This window comes from Paenibacillus sp. XP01 (assembly GCF_057364885.1).
This window is the reverse complement of the sequence record NZ_CP139481.1, coordinates 803,570-819,458: the sequence shown is the minus strand read 5'-3', so window position 1 is coordinate 819,458 and position 15,889 is coordinate 803,570. Positions and strand designations below refer to the sequence as shown.

Genomic DNA, 15,889 nt, shown 5'->3' with positions numbered 1-15,889 from the left:
GTTGGCGCCGCCTGCCCGTCAGGAGGCCCGGTGGTGCCGGGCCAGGCGCAGCGCCCGGCGCAGGAAATCGAGGCTGTCCGCGCGCAGCGGACGCTCAGGCCCGTACAGCAGCCGCTCCCAGTCGGCTGCGAACCGCGCGACGTCCGCGCTGTCCGCGCCCGCGGCCACGGGGGCAGACGCTGCATACTCCCGCAGCGTCATGCCCTCCGGCCGCGGGCCGTACCGGCGCGCGAGCGCGGCCCAGACCGGAGCGGCGGCGCGCAGCAGCCGCTCGCGGTCCGGAAAGCTGCTGCGCGGCCACGCCAGCAGCAGCCACAGCCGCAGCGCGGGGCGAAGCCGCCGCATGCGGAACGCGCCGGCGGCGAGCAGCAGCGCCGCTGCCGCAAGGGCTGCCGCGGGCCACGGGTCCGCGGCAAGCCCCCGGGCGCGCGCGTGCAGCCACGCGCCTGCGCTGCCCATGCCGCCGCCACGCTCCTGCGGCGGCGGGGCAACTTCGCCGGGCTGCTGCCCGGCGGCCGCCGCAGCGCCCGCATCAGCGCCTGGCGCCGGCCCGAATCCCGGCGTTGCTTCAAACGGAATCCAGCCCGCGCCGGGAAAATACACCTCCACCCAGGAATGGGCATCCCCCTGGGTGATAACATAACGATCCGGAACCTGCGGATCCGGTTCTCCGGGGGCAAAACCTTTCACCCACCGCGCGGGAATGCCTTCCGCACGCAGCAGCACAACCATCGCCGTAGAGAAATGGTTGCAATACCCGGCATGAGTCACGAACAGGAAATCGTCTACGAAATCCGTTCCACGCGGAGGCATGCGGGTATCCAGCGTGTATGACGCATGCTGACCGAGATACGTTTTCACCGCCTGAACGGCATCATACCGGGTCTCGCTTTCCCGAACGATGTCTGATGCAAGGTCACGCACGCGCTGCGGAAGCGTGTCCGGCAGTTGAAGATACGTTCTGCGAACTGGCGCAGGATCGCCGCTCCCAGGCATGGCGGCAAGCGACCGAAGCTGTTCCGGTGCAGCGGATGGTATCATGACATCCACCGTATATGCCTGCACTCCGCCCGCACTTCCGGCAGCCCCTGCCAGCCATAACGTTCCTGTATCTTCATTAGAGAGCAATTCCCGGCCACTCGGTTCGTGCCCGCTGTTGCGATCCAGAAAGGTAAAACGAACCGGAACACCTCCCGTAAAAAGCGGGCTCGGACCCCGCCACTCCCGCTGCATGGTGATCGTTTGCCGGATACGGGTCCAGTAAGCCTGATTTTCCCAGCCATCAACCCGCAGCAGACCTGAGGAATCGGCATGCTTGAAGCGCTGCTCCGCATCGCTCCAGGAATTTCCGTTATAAAAGGAACGGGTCTCCCCCCGCCAATAGGTTGCCTTAGGGCTGCGAGCCGTGAACACAATCTCTTCTCCTTGGGTTAACGGCGCGCCCATCGGTGCATCCACCGTACCATATCCGGTGACGGACAAGGAGGCAGGAATGCTTCCCGATGGAGCATATCCTGCCCATTTGGCCAGGCTTTCGGCCATTCGGCTCAAGGAGATCCGTTCGGCCGGAGCCACCGTTCCCAACTGGATGGGAAGCGTTGATACCAGGATAAGAAACGCTGCGGACCCCATCGCTATGCCGCACCATGCACCGTATGTTCTGGCCCGCCGGCGGTATGTCCCCCCTCCGCCGGTAATGCGCAAAAATTGCAGCAAACCTTGAATGCTCAACAACCATAAGACGGACCGCACGATGGAACCAAAGGCATCGAACCCCACCAATGCTTCGAGCAATAGCAAATACAGCATCGTGCCCATGCCAAACAGCATGACGCTGCGTCGCATCAAAACGAGATACTGCACGGAAGCCAGCAGCATGCTCCATCCACAGAGCATGAGCAAACCTTTCGTTTCCGTGCTCATCGCGCTAAATCGGCCGCTTCCCATCCATGCGCCCAAATCCGCATTCAGCGTTGCCGGATATGACCATGCCCATTCTGCAGGGTGATTCCCTCCATACATCAGGGATAACGAGACCAGCACAACCGGGATTCGCAGCACGATGCCCGTCATCAAGCTCGTACGCAGCAAACCCATCATGAGAAGCACGGCCGACATGCCGAACATGACGCTCAAAAAACGCTCGCTCCCCTCCTGTCCGGAGGACGTGACCGGATGAATCCACTCCATGGAAAGGATCAGCACCAGAGCGGATATCGGCAGCCTGAACGCCCAGGGGATCGAGGCGACCATCGGAAGCTCCGGACGGGCCCCGGTCGTTTGCCAAGCGACCTCCCCAACCGGGAATGATGGCAGAACAGAGCTTTTTCGTTCACGCACCCACATCGACGACCACCGCCTTTCCCGGTAAAGACAAGCTGCCGCTGACGGCAGGCCCGGCAACGATACGAACGCCGCACAGCCTAAGCTGTTCCAGCCAGGTTTCGGTGGATTTCGCATTTTCTTTTAACGGGTCTGCATGGCCAGGTTTCACTTCCCGGATACCTTCATTCGGCCCAATAGAAACGTTTCCCGCCATGTGCTCGGTCAGATGCAGCTCCACGCGAAATCCGTCATCGGCCGCCCTATGAATCCATTCGACAAGAGCTTGGTCCGGTTTGCCGGCAAACACAACAATGTCCGAACCTTGAGGTAAGTCTTCCAGCATCCTTGTTTCCAGCCTGTCAGGGCCGGCAGGCGAACGACCCAGGCGAGCATGGGCCAATCTGTACAAAGCGCGTTCCAGACTGTCTTCAGCGCTCTCCGCGTGCCTTGGGAATGGCCGATCACCATCGTCTATGCCGGGCTCCTTCCCCTCCAGCCACAGCCTTAACGGGATATGGCCCATGTCGGCATCGTGGATTCGGCGCGCAGCCATTTGCACCGCCCGTTCGAACCCTGGATGATCGTGCTGATCACGGTTTTGGGCCTGATATCCCGTCCTTCCTTCATATAAAAGCACAGCTAGTGAAGCGCATGGCGAAGTTTCCGGCAGGAATGTATGCAGTTTGCCTGTTCTGGCCGAGCTTTTCCAATGAATCCGGCTGAGGGGATCGCCTTCCCGATACTCGCGGAGCTCGAAACCGCTGCTATCCGTAGTATGGGGATCGTGCGCCGTTCCATCTTCCGAACCGGCCCAGCCGCTGCCTGCTTCAATCTCCGTCCCGTCTCCAACCGCAGGCGTAACCACGATCGGTTCGCTTCCTTTCGTTACAGAAGAAGCCGTGTTCCAGCCGAACGCATCGCCCCAGTAAAGCCGTCCGGGGGACCATGAGTGAACCCCTCTGCGAAGCCCGTTTAGTTCATACTCGTATGAAAAATGTCTTTTCATGCCAGGGAAGAACCATTTTCGATGCATGCCGGCAGGCGTATTGTCAGAAACAACGATCCATAACAGGGGGATGGGACAATCGAATGCCAATTCAACCCGCACCCTGACAACGTCCCCCACGGCAATCCGGTCGGAATGGAGATGCCTGCGAATACGGATGCGACGTGGCCCAAGCATGTGAAGCAGCAGTCCATATACCCACATGATGACCGCCATCGCAGCCAGAAAAAGAGTCGATCTCCCGCCATGCCATACATATAAGGCAACCAACGCAGTTGCCAGCATCGCATGAACCAGCCGCCCTCCAATCCCGGTCATGACCGCCGTCCCCTTCCTTGCGCCGCCATCTGAACGGGAACGGGAACCGTTGAAAGCACATCGCGAATGACCTGCTCTTGGGCGTTGCTTCCGTCGGTCCTGTTCTGCGATTTCAGTTGGATGCGATGCGAGAGGACCGGCACGGCCATTGCCTTCACGTCGTCCGGAACGACATAACTTCTTCCGTGCAAATAAGCATGTGCCTGTACCGCGGTCATCCACGCCAGCGTTCCTCGCGGACTGATTCCAAGCCTGACGGCGGCATGGCTTCGGGTAGCTACGGCCACGGCAACAAGATATTGCTTAATGACGGCATCCACGTGTACATGCCTTACCTCGCGCTGCATCGCAACCACCTCTTCGGCCAGCAGGACGGGCTTCATTCCCTCCACCCGTTCCCTGCTCCGCTCCCTGGACAAAAGTTCCACTTCCTGCTCCGGCTCCGGATAACCAAGACCGATCCTCATCATGAAACGGTCCAGCTGTGCTTCAGGTAATCGATATGTTCCTTCGAACTGAAGCGGATTCTGTGTCGCGAGCAGCAAAAAAGGTCGGGGAAGCGCATGAGTTGTACCATCGACGGTAACGCAGCGCTCCTCCATCGCCTCCAGCAGGGCGGACTGCGTTCGCGGTGCCGCGCGGTTAATTTCGTCGGCCAAAACGATGTGTGACATCACCGGGCCGGGACGAAAGCGGAACTCCCCGGTCGCAGAATGATAGATGGAAACTCCCGTAACGTCGGCAGGCATGACATCCGCGGTGAACTGTATGCGTCCCATGGAACAGCCCAACGAAGATGCTACGGCACGCACAAGCATCGTTTTCCCCGTGCCGGGCACATCCTCCAGAAGAACATGGCCATCGCTAAGCATGGCGGTCAGAATGTACCCGATTTCCTTCCTTTTCCCAATAATGACTTGCTCAATCCGTTTCATCACCCTATTCAGCAGTTCCACCGCATGATCATGTTCCATCCGGATCGTTGACATGCCCTCTCCCACCTTTCTTGCCACTGGCATTTCTGAACCATAGTAATCTATGATTCATTGTTGCCCGGAAGTAGAAAGGATAAACCGGATTCTTCAGATCACGTCGTAGAACCGCCAATATGCTATGGAAGTGAGCGGCGGGCTCGCCTTGATCACCCACTCCGAAGCCGTTGATTGCGTGGAATGGATCGAGGCTCCCATCTGCTCCAGCAGTTCGCGTAGCGGCACCCAGATCGTGCCTCCATGGATTTCGACTTTAGCCTGGACGGCGCGCCCCTCCGAATCATGCCATCGTTTTGTCGTCATCCATCCGCCCGAGGGGTCCACTTGAACCATTCGATTCTTCCATAACACCGTTGCCGTTCTGGACTTCGCATCCCAACTCGCGGTGCCTCCGATCGTTTTCAAAAAGTGCCGCAGAGGAACCATAATCTGCCGATCGCTCATGCGGAATTCGTCCTGGCCGAGCTCAGCGGTCAGTAATCCGATTTCTACCTTCAATTCCTTCTTCGCTGTCGTCCACAATTGGCGATTCGGATCAACATGCTGCGCAATCCAGGTTTTGCTCGGAGCTTTGCGAGACTTGTATTTCTCGCTAGGATGCACGCGAAATTGCACAGGTTCCTGATCGGAAGAACTCATGACGTCAAAACGATAGCCGTGATCCCTATAAAATTGGATGATGCCTGGCAGCGCCTTTACGGTCTCGGCATGCGCCCCACCGTCATGCATCAGCACAACAACCGAGTTTGTCCCGGCTGTGACATGGGTGGCATTGCGCAAAATTTCCTTGGCAGGTACGTTTTTGCGTTTGGAATCCCCGCTATCGACATTCCAGTCCATAACGGTATACCCGCCTCTTTTCAACAAATCGAAATAGTTCTGGTCAAAATGCCCGTAAGTACCGCCTGGTGCCCGAACCAGATCAGGACGGATTCCCGTGATGTCATGAATCACTTCCTCCGTCCGCTTGATCTGTGCCCAGAACGTTTGAAAATCGCGGTACAGTTCGTTATATCGATGATTATACGTATGATTGCCCAAGGCATGTCCTTCTTTCAATATTCTGCGAATCTGTTTCGGATGGAGCTCCGCTTGTTCCCCCAATACAAAAAACGTGGCAGGCACGTTCTCCTTTCGTAAAATATCCAGCACTTCGGGAGTATGTTTGCCTGGGCCATCGTCAAAACTCAGATAGACGACTTTATCCCTATCGCTGTCTTTAGCCGCAGAAACGAATGATGCGCCCATCGTTCCGCCTAAGGCAACCATGCATATTGTCATGACTAACCGAAAGAACATTCGGCGCCACCCGGACCTTTCCGATTTATGTAGAATTACTGCATTATAGAGAAATCGCGCTTCTTGAATCTTTGCCCCTTTTGATCTATGCGCCATTATCGAATCAACCTCCAGCATTCTATTGAAATTTTACTGCTAGACTTCAGCAGATTTGTTAGAATTATATGGAGGCTGCTTCTAAAAAAGACGTAAAAATGAAACTTATTTTCAGCAGCCTGGCAGCTGTATTTGATTCTCGCCGGCAGATTCGGTAGCATGAAATATAGTTATTGCTAACCATCGTTGCCTTATCGCCCCGCAGCATGATTCATATGAATCTCAGGAGAGTGAACTCTATTGGAATTGCTTGATAAGATCCAGCAATTATTTGGATCCTACGGATACAGCGTCTTGTTTTTCGGTCTGTTGCTCGAGTTCGTCGCCCTTCCCTTCCCGGGAGAAACAACGATGGCCTATGCCGGTTATTTGTCTTACAAAGGGCAGCTTGATTTCGGCATACTCGCCATCCTTGCGTTTCTCGGCACGACCATCGGTATGACAATCACGTATTTTATCGGGGCAAAGGCCGGATTGCCTTTTATAATGAAATACGGAAAATGGTTTTTCCTTAAACCCGACAAGTTGGATAAAACGCAAAAATGGTTTTCCAAATACGGCAACGGATTGATCTTTATCGGATATTTCATCCCGGGAGTCCGCCACTTTACCGGTTATTTCTCCGGCATAGCGGCCATCTCTTTCCGTAAGTTCGCTCTCTATGCATATACTGGTGCATTATTCTGGGTCGTCCTTTTCCTCGGCATCGGCAAATTGTTCGGACCTGGATGGAGTGCCGTATTCAAGCTGGCGCATCAGTACACCGCTTATATTGTTGCAGCCATCGGTCTTGTCCTGATCGCTGCCGTGCTTTACCGTTACCGCAAAGCTTTGGGGCAACGCTTCGCGCGGAAATCCGTTCCCGTCCGCCAAAGACAAAAACAAAACGCGGAATAGGCATCGCTGTGTGCCCGTTCCGTAACGAAAAGGAGTCGCCAGATGCTGTGCGGGCTCCTTTTCGTTACGCTTCATTCCTGCCAAAAACCCGGCGATCCCGGATCCATGCATACGCACTCAAAAATAGCGCGAGCACGGCAAACCCGAGTCCCCCCGCAAAACCCAATTGGCGCGGGTCCATCCTTTCCAGCAAAACACCTGCACCGAACATGGAGAGCCCAAGCACGCTGCCGCTCCATGCCGTCACCACACCGTAGATCACTCCCCTATGTTTCTCCGGAACTTTGATCATAAGCAATGTGTCCAGGCATATATTCCCAATTCCTGACATGAAAGCGAGCGATAGATAGATGATGACGGCGCTTATTGGACCCGGGGCCCCGCTCAGCACCATGAGCAGGCTTCCTTCAATGAGCAAACATATGACAACCCCTGCAAGCAACCTTCCTCTGACATATCGAGAACACAAACTGCTTAGTACAAGCCCCAAGCCAAGTGAAGAATAGAATATCCCCACTCCCCAATCCCCAAGCCCAAACACTTGGATTGCATAAACCGAGATAAGGACGTTGTCTATGCCATTAATTACGGGAACCAGCAAGTCAAACCCAATAATGACCTGCAGCGGAATCGACATACGGAGCAACGACCAGATCGCGGAAGTCGAGCCATTTCTTTTTTGAACATTCGTATCCTCCAATACCCTGCCTTCATTTGGCTTTGATCCGGATGAATCATCCAGCCGGCGAACCAAACCTGATGCAAGCATGAATGCTGCTGCATTTGCCACAAAGGCGGATTGTGGGCCAAAAACAGTCGAGACAATACCGCCCAGAAGAGCGCCCACGATCAATACCACACCATTTAATACCTGCTCCAAAGCATTAACCCTTAGTAAATTTTCCGACCTAACAAACAGCGGAATTCCAGATTTGCGTACGGGTGCATATACGGCTTCTGCACAAGCCAACAGCGCCGTTGCGACATAGAGGATCCACAAATCCTCTGCTTGACGCACCAGCAGGTACCCTAGAGCAAGGGGAACCCTTATGCAATTGATGGTCAGCATGATATTTCTGCGGGAAAAATACTTCGTCAGCCAACCACCGACCGGAGCAAGCAATAAAAATGGCAGTACGCGCAGTGCCAATGCTCCCCCGAGCATAACTCCTGAACCTGTGATCCGAATAATTATGGCAAGCATGGCCACTTGACAGAACCGGTCGCCTATTCCCGTCAACAATCCGGCCAAGAACAGGCGCCGATACATCGGTTCATCCCGCAACAGACGAATTGCAGAAATGCGGAACAACATGTTTTTCACCTCAATAAATTAAATAGATAATTATCTAATTAGATATTATTCTAAATTAATAATAAAGGCAATCCTCTCCTCCACCAACGCCGTTCATCCTTTTTTTTGTCATAATTCGAAATATTCCCGGTCATACTACTTGCAAATATAGGATGTATGGGAGGAGGGACGGAATGGGGGCCACAAAGCAAAACCCTGAAAAAGAACCACACCCGATTTCCAGGAATTTGAGCGAAAATATGGAGTACTGCAAAACCATCATGGGACACAGCAACGACTTAATGATCCGACCATTGCAGAGTTTGCACAAATGGCCTTCCGTCTTGCTATACATCGATGGACTTGTGGATGTGCAGGTGCTTAACCTCGCCATCCTGGAATCATTGCTTCAAATGCGGGATCTGCCCTCATTTTCCAAGGATGACGAACATTTGACTTATCTTCAGAACGACGTGCTAACCGCAAGCACCGTCTTGTTCATCGATAGCATGGATGACGTTCTGAAAGCACTGCTGGCAGGCAGTGCCATCCTGCTGTTGGAAGGGTCCACACGCGGATTGAGAATCGCTGCCGCAGGCTGGGAAGACCGTTCTGTCGGCGAACCCATTTCCCAGTCCGTCGTACGTGGACCGATGGAGGGATTTACGGAAAATCTGCGTACCAACACGGCCTTGATCCGCAAACGAATCCGCGATCCGCAATTATGGATCGAGGAACGCGAGATTGGCCGGGTGACCAGAACACGTGTGGCCGTCCTCTACCTGGAGCATACCGTCGATCAGGAAGTCGTGAAAGAACTGCGCAGCAGGCTCGATCAAATCGATATTGACGGCATTCTGGAAGGCGGTTATATCGAAGAATTGGTTCAGGATAAAACGAGGACGCTATTTCCCACCTTATATAACAGTGAGCGTCCAGATACCGTATCGGCTGCTCTTCTCGAGGGCCGGGTTGCCATCATTGTCGACGGGACCCCCTTCGTTCTGCTTGTCCCTGCTTTGTTTGTGCACTTCTTTCAATCGGCAGAAGATTATTACCAGCGAGCGGACATCAGTACGCTCATTCGCATGATTCGTTATCTGGCTTTTTTTATCGCCTTGCTTGCACCGTCGTTTTACATTGCCATCTCGACCTTCCACCAGGAAATGCTGCCTACCAATCTGTTGATCAGCCTGGCTGCCCAACGTGAGGGGGTTCCCTTCCCTGCTTTCATCGAGGCTCTTTTGATGGAGCTGACCTACGAAATTTTGCGCGAGGCCGGCATTCGCATCCCCAAGACGGTCGGGCAAGCCGTGTCCATCGTAGGTACGCTCGTAATCGGACAGGCTGCCGTAGACGCAGGGGTAGTTTCGGCAGCCATGGTCATCATCGTGTCCATCACGGCGATTTCAAGTTACGTTATTCCCGAGAACGGGTTATCGATCTCGGTTCGCATTTTGCGCTTCGTTCTGATGATGTTCGCGGCAGCTTTCGGATTCTACGGCATCCTGATCGTGCTGCTTATTACGGTTACCCATCTGTGCAGCCTGCGTTCATTTGGCGTTCCGTACATGTCCCCGTTTGCGCCGTTTGTCCAGAAAGACCTGAAGGATACCATTTTTCGTGTTCCCTGGTCCCGTATGAAAACCCGGCCTATTTCTACAGGCACGTCAAACGTGACACGAGAATCTTCTAAACCAACGAAGCGATAACTCAGTCAGGAGATCGGCGTATGAACAAATGCTTGCGTATGATTCTTTCCTTTGTGGTCCTGCTCCCTCTCCTCACGGGCTGCTGGGATCGGCAGGAGCTCAACGAACTCGGCATTATGCTGGGGCTGGGCGTCGACATGGAAGGCGAGCTCATCAAGGTCAGCGCTCAGGTTGTCGTACCGAACGAAATTTCCAACAAATCCGGCGGTGCCAAAGGTACCCCTGTGACTCAATATCAAGCCACTGCGAAAACGTTGTTCGAAGCGATACAGAAGCTTACGGAGATAAGTCCAAGGCAAACTTTCATGTCTCACATACGTGTACTCGTATTTGGAGAAGAGTACGCTCGAAAACAGGGGATCTACGATGTCACAGAGGCTTTGATGCGGGAACCGTCCGTGCGACCGGATTACTACGTTTTGATCGCAAGAAACACGACCGCAACCAAAGTTCTCGATCTGCTGACCCCTTTGGATAATATCCCGGCTGAAAAAATATTCAGCTCGCTGGACGTGTCCGCCAAAACCTGGGCTCCTACCACGACGGTAACAGGGGATAAACTCATGGACTCCATGATTTCCCCGGGCATACAACCCGTTATTACGGGGATTGAGGTTATAGGCAATAGCGAAAATAGCGGCAGTAAGGATAATATTTCATTCATTCGATCACCCGCGCGGCTAAGTTCAACAGGACTAGGCATTTTCAAAAGGGATAAGCTGATTGGGTGGTTAACGGAAGAAGAATCCAAAGGGTACAATTACATCCGCGACAACGTTGTGGCAACGGTCGGCCATGTCGATTGCCCGTCGAGCCAGGGCGTCGTAACGTTGAAAACGCTGCGCTCCAAGACCAAACGCAAAGCTAAAATTGTCGGGGGTGAACCGGTTATCCATATCAAGGTCAAAACGATTTCGTCCATCGCTTCGGTCGATTGCGGCATGTCGATCGGTGCCATGGCGGCCATTCGGGAATTGGAGAAGCAATCCCAGGAGAGCCTCGTGGAGCTTATGCAAACCTCGGTCAATTCGGTTCGTCGAAAATACCATGTGGACATTTTTGGATTCGGCCAGGAAGTTTACCATGCCAATCCCAAATATTTTCAAAAAATCGAAAAGGATTGGGACAAATACTTCGAAAATCTTGAGGTGAAATTCGAATCGAATGTACAAATCAAACGCGTAGGTGCTTTGGATAACTCGTTCAAAAACGAAATAAAGGACTGAGAAACATGCTCCTTTCATTATCTGCCATCCTTGCCGCAGGCATCATAGGATGGATTGACCTTCCCAAGCTGATCAAACAAAAACAATGGAAGGAAACAGCGGTCTACAGCGTTATGCTGCTGCTGGCGACCGTATTCACCGTCATTGCCGTCAACTTGTGGGAGTTTCCCAGCCCGCTAAATATCGTTATTTGGATCTACGAGCCTGTGAATCAGTTGTTGGCCCGCTTAACCGGGACCTAGCTAAGAGGGGGAGAAAAATGCTTGAACGGGGACGGCTTGGAACAAGACAATTGGCAACCCTTGTGTTCATGATGGTTGTGGGCGACATGATGATGATCTACCCTTCGGTCATGACCTCTTATGCTAAACAAGATGCCTGGATCTGTGCCTTGATTGGCGTCCCTGTCAGCATGGCTCTGATGGCTATGTTCCTCAAACTCGGCAGGGCCTATCCTGACCAGAACTTGGTTGGCATATGCCGCAGTGTGCTGGGATTCTGGCCGGGAACGCTCATTTCCTGTTTTTACATGTTCTTTTTTATCCTCGGCGCTTCCACCTACACCCGGGAGGTCGGCGACTTCATGACCACCCAGATTTTTCAATACACGCCGATTCGTGTCGTCATTCTTATGTTTGTCGTCGCCATCGGCTGGGGAGTGTATAACGGATTGGAGACGATGGGGCGCACCAGCGAGCTGCTGATTCCCATCGTCATCGTTTTTATATTGGTGCTCACCTTCTGCTTGCTGCCGAAATCCGATACCAGCAATTTAAAAGCGTTTCAGGATACGAATGCCGTATCTTTTGCCCAAGGGATCTTGGTAAGCATCATTTATCCGGTTGGCGAAACGATCCCGGTGTTGATGTTGTTGCCGTACTCAGCCGCAGCACCGAACCGGACGAGGGATCTGATTGTGGCGGCAGGCATGGGCAATATCGTACTTGCTCTATTGGTTACCATCGCCATGCTTGTGCTGGGTGCATTCCTTACGCAGCATAACATTTATACTTCCTTTGTTTTGTCGCAAAAAATAAACATCGGCGACTTTTTTCAAAGAATAGAGGCACTTATGGCTTCATCTTGGTTAGTATCGACCTATTTCAAAACGATGGTCTACCTTTATGCCTTTACGGTAGGCATTGCGGAAATATTCAAAATGAAGCAGTACCGGTTTCTCATCCTTCCATCCTCCCTGCTGATCTTCGGCTTGGCGAATCTGATCGCCCCCGGCATTACGTATATTGTTATCAGCATCGTTCCCTACTGGGTAGACTGGGATACAACCATCGGCATCCTTTTGCCGGGCCTTCTTCTGCTGGTTCACCTGGGCAAATCGCGAAAAAATTCATAGACCCTATCATTGACCCTTGCTTAACGAAAGGATTGTACGGCCCATGCAAATGAAAGAGAAGCTGACCATTCGGCAGTTTGCCGTGCTTACCTTTATGGTCATGATCGGAGACATGATCCTGATCTATCCGACCTTGGTTACGTATCCAGGACAGCAAGACGGCTGGATCTGCTCGCTGCTGGCCCAGCCCGTCGGTTGTTGCATTCTATGGCTGATGTTCAAATTGTACAAGGCTTATCCCGGGAAGACGCTGATCGAAATTTGTTACATCGCACTCGGTCGCTGGTTCGGGTTCGCTTTGGCTGTCTGTTACCTGTTTTACTTTCTCGTCGGAGCAGCCATATGCATCCGGGAAGTCGGCGATTTCTTGACCACCCAGATTTATCTCAAGACCCCGATTCGGGCCATTATCATCCTGCTCATCGCTTCGCTGACCTGGGGGATGCTCAAGGGGCTTGGACCGATCGGCAAAAGCGCGGAACTGTTGGCGCCGTTTGTCGTTATGGGCATGCTGATTTTAATCCTGGCCTTGCTCCCTCAAGCCGATGCTTCCCATTTAAAGCCCTATTTCGGCATTCCCTGGCTCTCTTTCGTAGATGGAATTATTCGGGGGGCCTTTACTTCCTATGGCGAATTGATCGTACTATCCATGCTGTTTCCCTATATCTCGAAAGGGCCTCACCTTCAAAGGGACATGTTAACCTCCGCATTGTTCGGCGGCATTCTTCTAAGCATGCTGCTGCTGGTGTCCCTGCTGGTGCTTGGCCCCATGCTAACGCAGCATAACATCTACGTTTCCTACATCCTCGCCCAAAAGATTGACATAGGCCGTTTTTTCCAACGGATCGAAGCATTGATGGCAATCGCTTGGCTGATCTCCACGTATTTCAAAAGCATGCTGCATATCTTCGCATTCATCGTGGGAACCGCGCAGCTCTTTAAAATGCAAGATCACAAGCCGCTGATTCTTCCGTCCATGCTGCTTTTCTTTGCTATGGGCGTGCTGATTGCGCCAAACATCATATTTTACACGCTCACGATCATGCCTGCCTGGTTCGAATTGGACATTACCGTAAGCACGGTCATTCCTCTATTCCTGCTGCTCATTCATCGGTTCAGAAAAAAGATTTCTGGCAAACCACCGCGCTCTGAAGGAAGCTATGACAGATAAATACCATCTGCGGCTCCTAAAACACTTGGAAAGATTGCATGCCAAAAAGGCCGCATTTACGGAATGATCCGCAACCACGACCTTTGGATTCACTTAAGATATGTGACTACAGCGACTTTACCGCCTCGAGCGCCTCTTCGATATGCCCTTTAACGCGCACCTTGGACCATTGCTTCAACAGCTTCCCCTCTTCGTCAATCAGAAAAGTAGAACGGACGATGCCCATGTACTCCCGGCCGTACATCTTTTTAAGCTGCCACACTCCGAATTGTTCGGCCACGCTGTGCTCCTCATCCGACAACAGGACAAATGGAAGCCCATATTTGGCGATGAATTTGTCATGCTGTTTCATCGGATCTGTGCTGATGCCCAGAATCACCGTGTTCAGCCCCTGGAATTCCTCATGTCGATCGCGAAAATCGCAGGCCTGCTGCGAGCAGGCAGAGGTTAAGTCCTTGGGATAAAAATAGAGCAGCACGCGTTGTCCGCGATAATCGGATAACTTCACACGTTCGCCCGAGCTGGACGGCAGCTCGAAATCGGGAACCTGCATGCCTTCCGTTATTGTCATTCTGCATTCCTCCTTCAATCCGTTTATGCGGACAGTGTCATGTTACGAACCTGCGCCGCGATATCGTTTCACGCCAAAATTCCATAATGTCAGTCCGATGGCCCCAAAAACGATTCCCATGACAGGCGTAAGCAAGGCCATCCGATGCATTTCGGCCCGGTCCAGGAACAAGGCCGCCGGATAAATGCCCACGAACGCAAATGGAATGATCCAGGTGAGCAGCACCTGAATGGCGCGATTGTAGATGGTTACGGGATAACGCCCGTATCCCTGAATGTTGTACATCAATGGCAAAATGCCCGTAGGCGCATCCGAATAAAAGGACAGCGACGTCAGAGACGTATAAATCCCGGCATAGATCAGCACCGAGCTGATCGCGAGGATGGCAAGCGCCGGAATATGCCACCACTCCAGCACCAGTCCCATTTCGGCTCCGCTGAGAACCATGATGACAAGTCCGATGAACGATCCCACCAGTGCGGGCGGGTCCACGTTCTCCAGCAGGATTTGAAACAAATTGTGAGCCGGCCTGGTCAAAATGCGGTCCATCTCGCCCTTGACGATATAACGCTCGCTGAACCCCCACATGTTGATGAAACAGCTGAAAATGCCGTAAGGCACCATGAAATAACCGTAGACGAACAGGACCTCGCTTTCGCTCCAGCCGCCAAGATTATCGGTGTGTCGGAACACCACAAAGATAAAAATCAGGTTCGTGGCCTGAAAGAGCAGATCGGATATGATTTCAACCCAGAAGTCGGCCCGATAAGTCAGCCTTGTTTTCATGTAATTTTTCAAATATTCCCATACAAGTCCCAAATAGTACATTCCGTCATCCTCCTTGCACGAACAGACGCTTGCGCGCCTGGCGCCAGATCAGCACCATCGGAATCAACAGCACGACGAACCATAATACTTGCAGGCCCAGTACGTTCCAGATTCCCGTGCCTTCCACCCGTCCGGTAAACACGGAGCCTGGCAAATAGGTAATAGCCTGGAAGGGCAGCACCTTCATCACGGCAGCCAGCCAGCCCGGATACAGGCTGATTGGCACGATCAGGCCGGAAAACAAATCGACGACTACGCGTTTCATGCGCATCATGCCTTCGTTGTTTTCGACGAAAAACGCGGCAAGCCCCGTAATGACGTTGATCTGGGAGTTGATCAGGAAGCTGAAGAACAGCATGACCAGAAATCCGATCCATGCCGACGGTGCGGTCGGAAGTTCAACCGGGAACAGCAGGATCGCAATCAGCATCCCTGGGATCATGAACAGCAGAAAACGGAATACGCCTTCGCCGAGCCCCTGCATCATTTTGACCATGACATAGTTGATCGGTCGTATGAATTGGATCGCAATCGTGCCGTCCCGGATGTCCGCAGCGATCTCGCGGTCCAAATTGTTGAAGTAAAACGCCCGGGCCATCCAGGATACGGCCACATAGGTCGTCATCTGAGCTGCCGTGAAACCGCCAAGCTCGCCGCTGCTTCCATAGATAGCTTGCCAGGTGAAGTAATACACGCCGATGTTAAGCGTATATATCAGAATACCGGAATAATAATTGACCCGGTAGGCCAGCATGGTCAGAAAACGAATGCGTATAAAATCAAGATAAGCGCCGTTCATT

At 52.9% G+C, this 15,889-nt stretch carries 14 protein-coding genes; 6 read left to right on the top strand and 8 right to left on the bottom strand.

Features of this window, described 5'->3' with window-relative positions; translation table 11 throughout:
• Positions 1-18: 18 nt before the first annotated feature.
• The 4 genes from SNR34_RS03835 to SNR34_RS03820 all read right to left on the bottom strand — a co-directional run bounded on the left by SNR34_RS03835 (position 19) and on the right by SNR34_RS03820 (position 5,922).
• Entirely contained in the window at positions 19-2,340 is a 2,322-nt protein-coding gene (locus SNR34_RS03835) for a DUF4129 domain-containing transglutaminase family protein (RefSeq protein ID WP_486181178.1), read from the bottom strand.
• Positions 2,333-3,649: a DUF58 domain-containing protein gene (locus tag SNR34_RS03830; RefSeq protein ID WP_343262381.1), complete on the bottom strand. Its 1,317-nt coding sequence runs from the start codon at positions 3,647-3,649 to the stop codon at positions 2,333-2,335. The genes SNR34_RS03835 and SNR34_RS03830 overlap by 8 nt, the downstream gene beginning before the upstream one ends.
• Positions 3,646-4,638, bottom strand: coding sequence for an AAA family ATPase (locus SNR34_RS03825; protein WP_339276034.1), 993 nt, complete (start codon positions 4,636-4,638; stop codon positions 3,646-3,648). Before SNR34_RS03825 ends, SNR34_RS03830 begins: the two co-directional genes overlap by 4 nt.
• A 93-nt stretch (positions 4,639-4,731) precedes the next feature.
• Entirely contained in the window at positions 4,732-5,922 is a 1,191-nt protein-coding gene (locus tag SNR34_RS03820) for a polysaccharide deacetylase family protein (RefSeq protein WP_486181177.1), read from the bottom strand.
• Between the two features lie 354 nt (positions 5,923-6,276).
• On the opposite strand from SNR34_RS03820, the gene SNR34_RS03815 reads away from it, so the two are divergent.
• Positions 6,277-6,933, top strand: coding sequence for a DedA family protein (locus tag SNR34_RS03815; RefSeq protein ID WP_236420835.1), 657 nt, complete (start codon positions 6,277-6,279; stop codon positions 6,931-6,933).
• Between the two features lie 64 nt (positions 6,934-6,997).
• Here SNR34_RS03815 and SNR34_RS03810 read toward each other — a convergent pair whose 3' ends face one another.
• Positions 6,998-8,203, bottom strand: a complete 1,206-nt coding sequence (locus tag SNR34_RS03810; protein ID WP_486182392.1) for an MFS transporter — start codon at positions 8,201-8,203, stop codon at positions 6,998-7,000.
• Between the two features lie 218 nt (positions 8,204-8,421).
• Between SNR34_RS03810 and SNR34_RS03805 the strand changes: the two genes are divergently transcribed.
• From SNR34_RS03805 to SNR34_RS03785, 5 genes are read left to right on the top strand one after another with little or no spacing between them, the layout of a single operon-like run.
• The gene (locus SNR34_RS03805; RefSeq protein ID WP_486181176.1) at positions 8,422-9,939 is read left to right on the top strand and encodes a spore germination protein; all 1,518 of its coding nucleotides are present in this window, start codon (positions 8,422-8,424) and stop codon (positions 9,937-9,939) included.
• A 20-nt stretch (positions 9,940-9,959) separates the two neighbouring features.
• The gene (locus SNR34_RS03800; protein WP_486181175.1) at positions 9,960-11,165 is read left to right on the top strand and encodes a Ger(x)C family spore germination protein; all 1,206 of its coding nucleotides are present in this window, start codon (positions 9,960-9,962) and stop codon (positions 11,163-11,165) included.
• A 5-nt stretch (positions 11,166-11,170) separates the two neighbouring features.
• Complete coding sequence (locus tag SNR34_RS03795; RefSeq protein ID WP_236420831.1) at positions 11,171-11,407, top strand: hypothetical protein; 237 nt, start codon at positions 11,171-11,173, stop codon at positions 11,405-11,407.
• A gap of 17 nt (positions 11,408-11,424) precedes the next feature.
• Entirely contained in the window at positions 11,425-12,519 is a 1,095-nt protein-coding gene (locus SNR34_RS03790; RefSeq protein ID WP_339276027.1) for a GerAB/ArcD/ProY family transporter, read from the top strand.
• A 43-nt stretch (positions 12,520-12,562) separates the two neighbouring features.
• Entirely contained in the window at positions 12,563-13,690 is a 1,128-nt protein-coding gene (locus SNR34_RS03785) for a GerAB/ArcD/ProY family transporter (protein ID WP_486181174.1), read from the top strand.
• Between the two features lie 106 nt (positions 13,691-13,796).
• On the opposite strand, the gene bcp is transcribed toward SNR34_RS03785, so the two are convergent.
• The 3 genes from bcp to SNR34_RS03770 are packed head-to-tail and all read right to left on the bottom strand — an operon-like array spanning position 13,797 to position 15,888.
• Positions 13,797-14,261 (bottom strand): thioredoxin-dependent thiol peroxidase, encoded by a 465-nt coding sequence (bcp, locus tag SNR34_RS03780; RefSeq protein ID WP_486181173.1) that lies wholly within the window; start codon positions 14,259-14,261, stop codon positions 13,797-13,799.
• A 42-nt stretch (positions 14,262-14,303) separates the two neighbouring features.
• Complete coding sequence (locus SNR34_RS03775) at positions 14,304-15,089, bottom strand: ABC transporter permease (protein WP_486181172.1); 786 nt, start codon at positions 15,087-15,089, stop codon at positions 14,304-14,306.
• A 4-nt stretch (positions 15,090-15,093) separates the two neighbouring features.
• Positions 15,094-15,888: an ABC transporter permease gene (locus tag SNR34_RS03770; protein ID WP_236420826.1), complete on the bottom strand. Its 795-nt coding sequence runs from the start codon at positions 15,886-15,888 to the stop codon at positions 15,094-15,096.
• Position 15,889 lies beyond the last annotated feature (1 nt).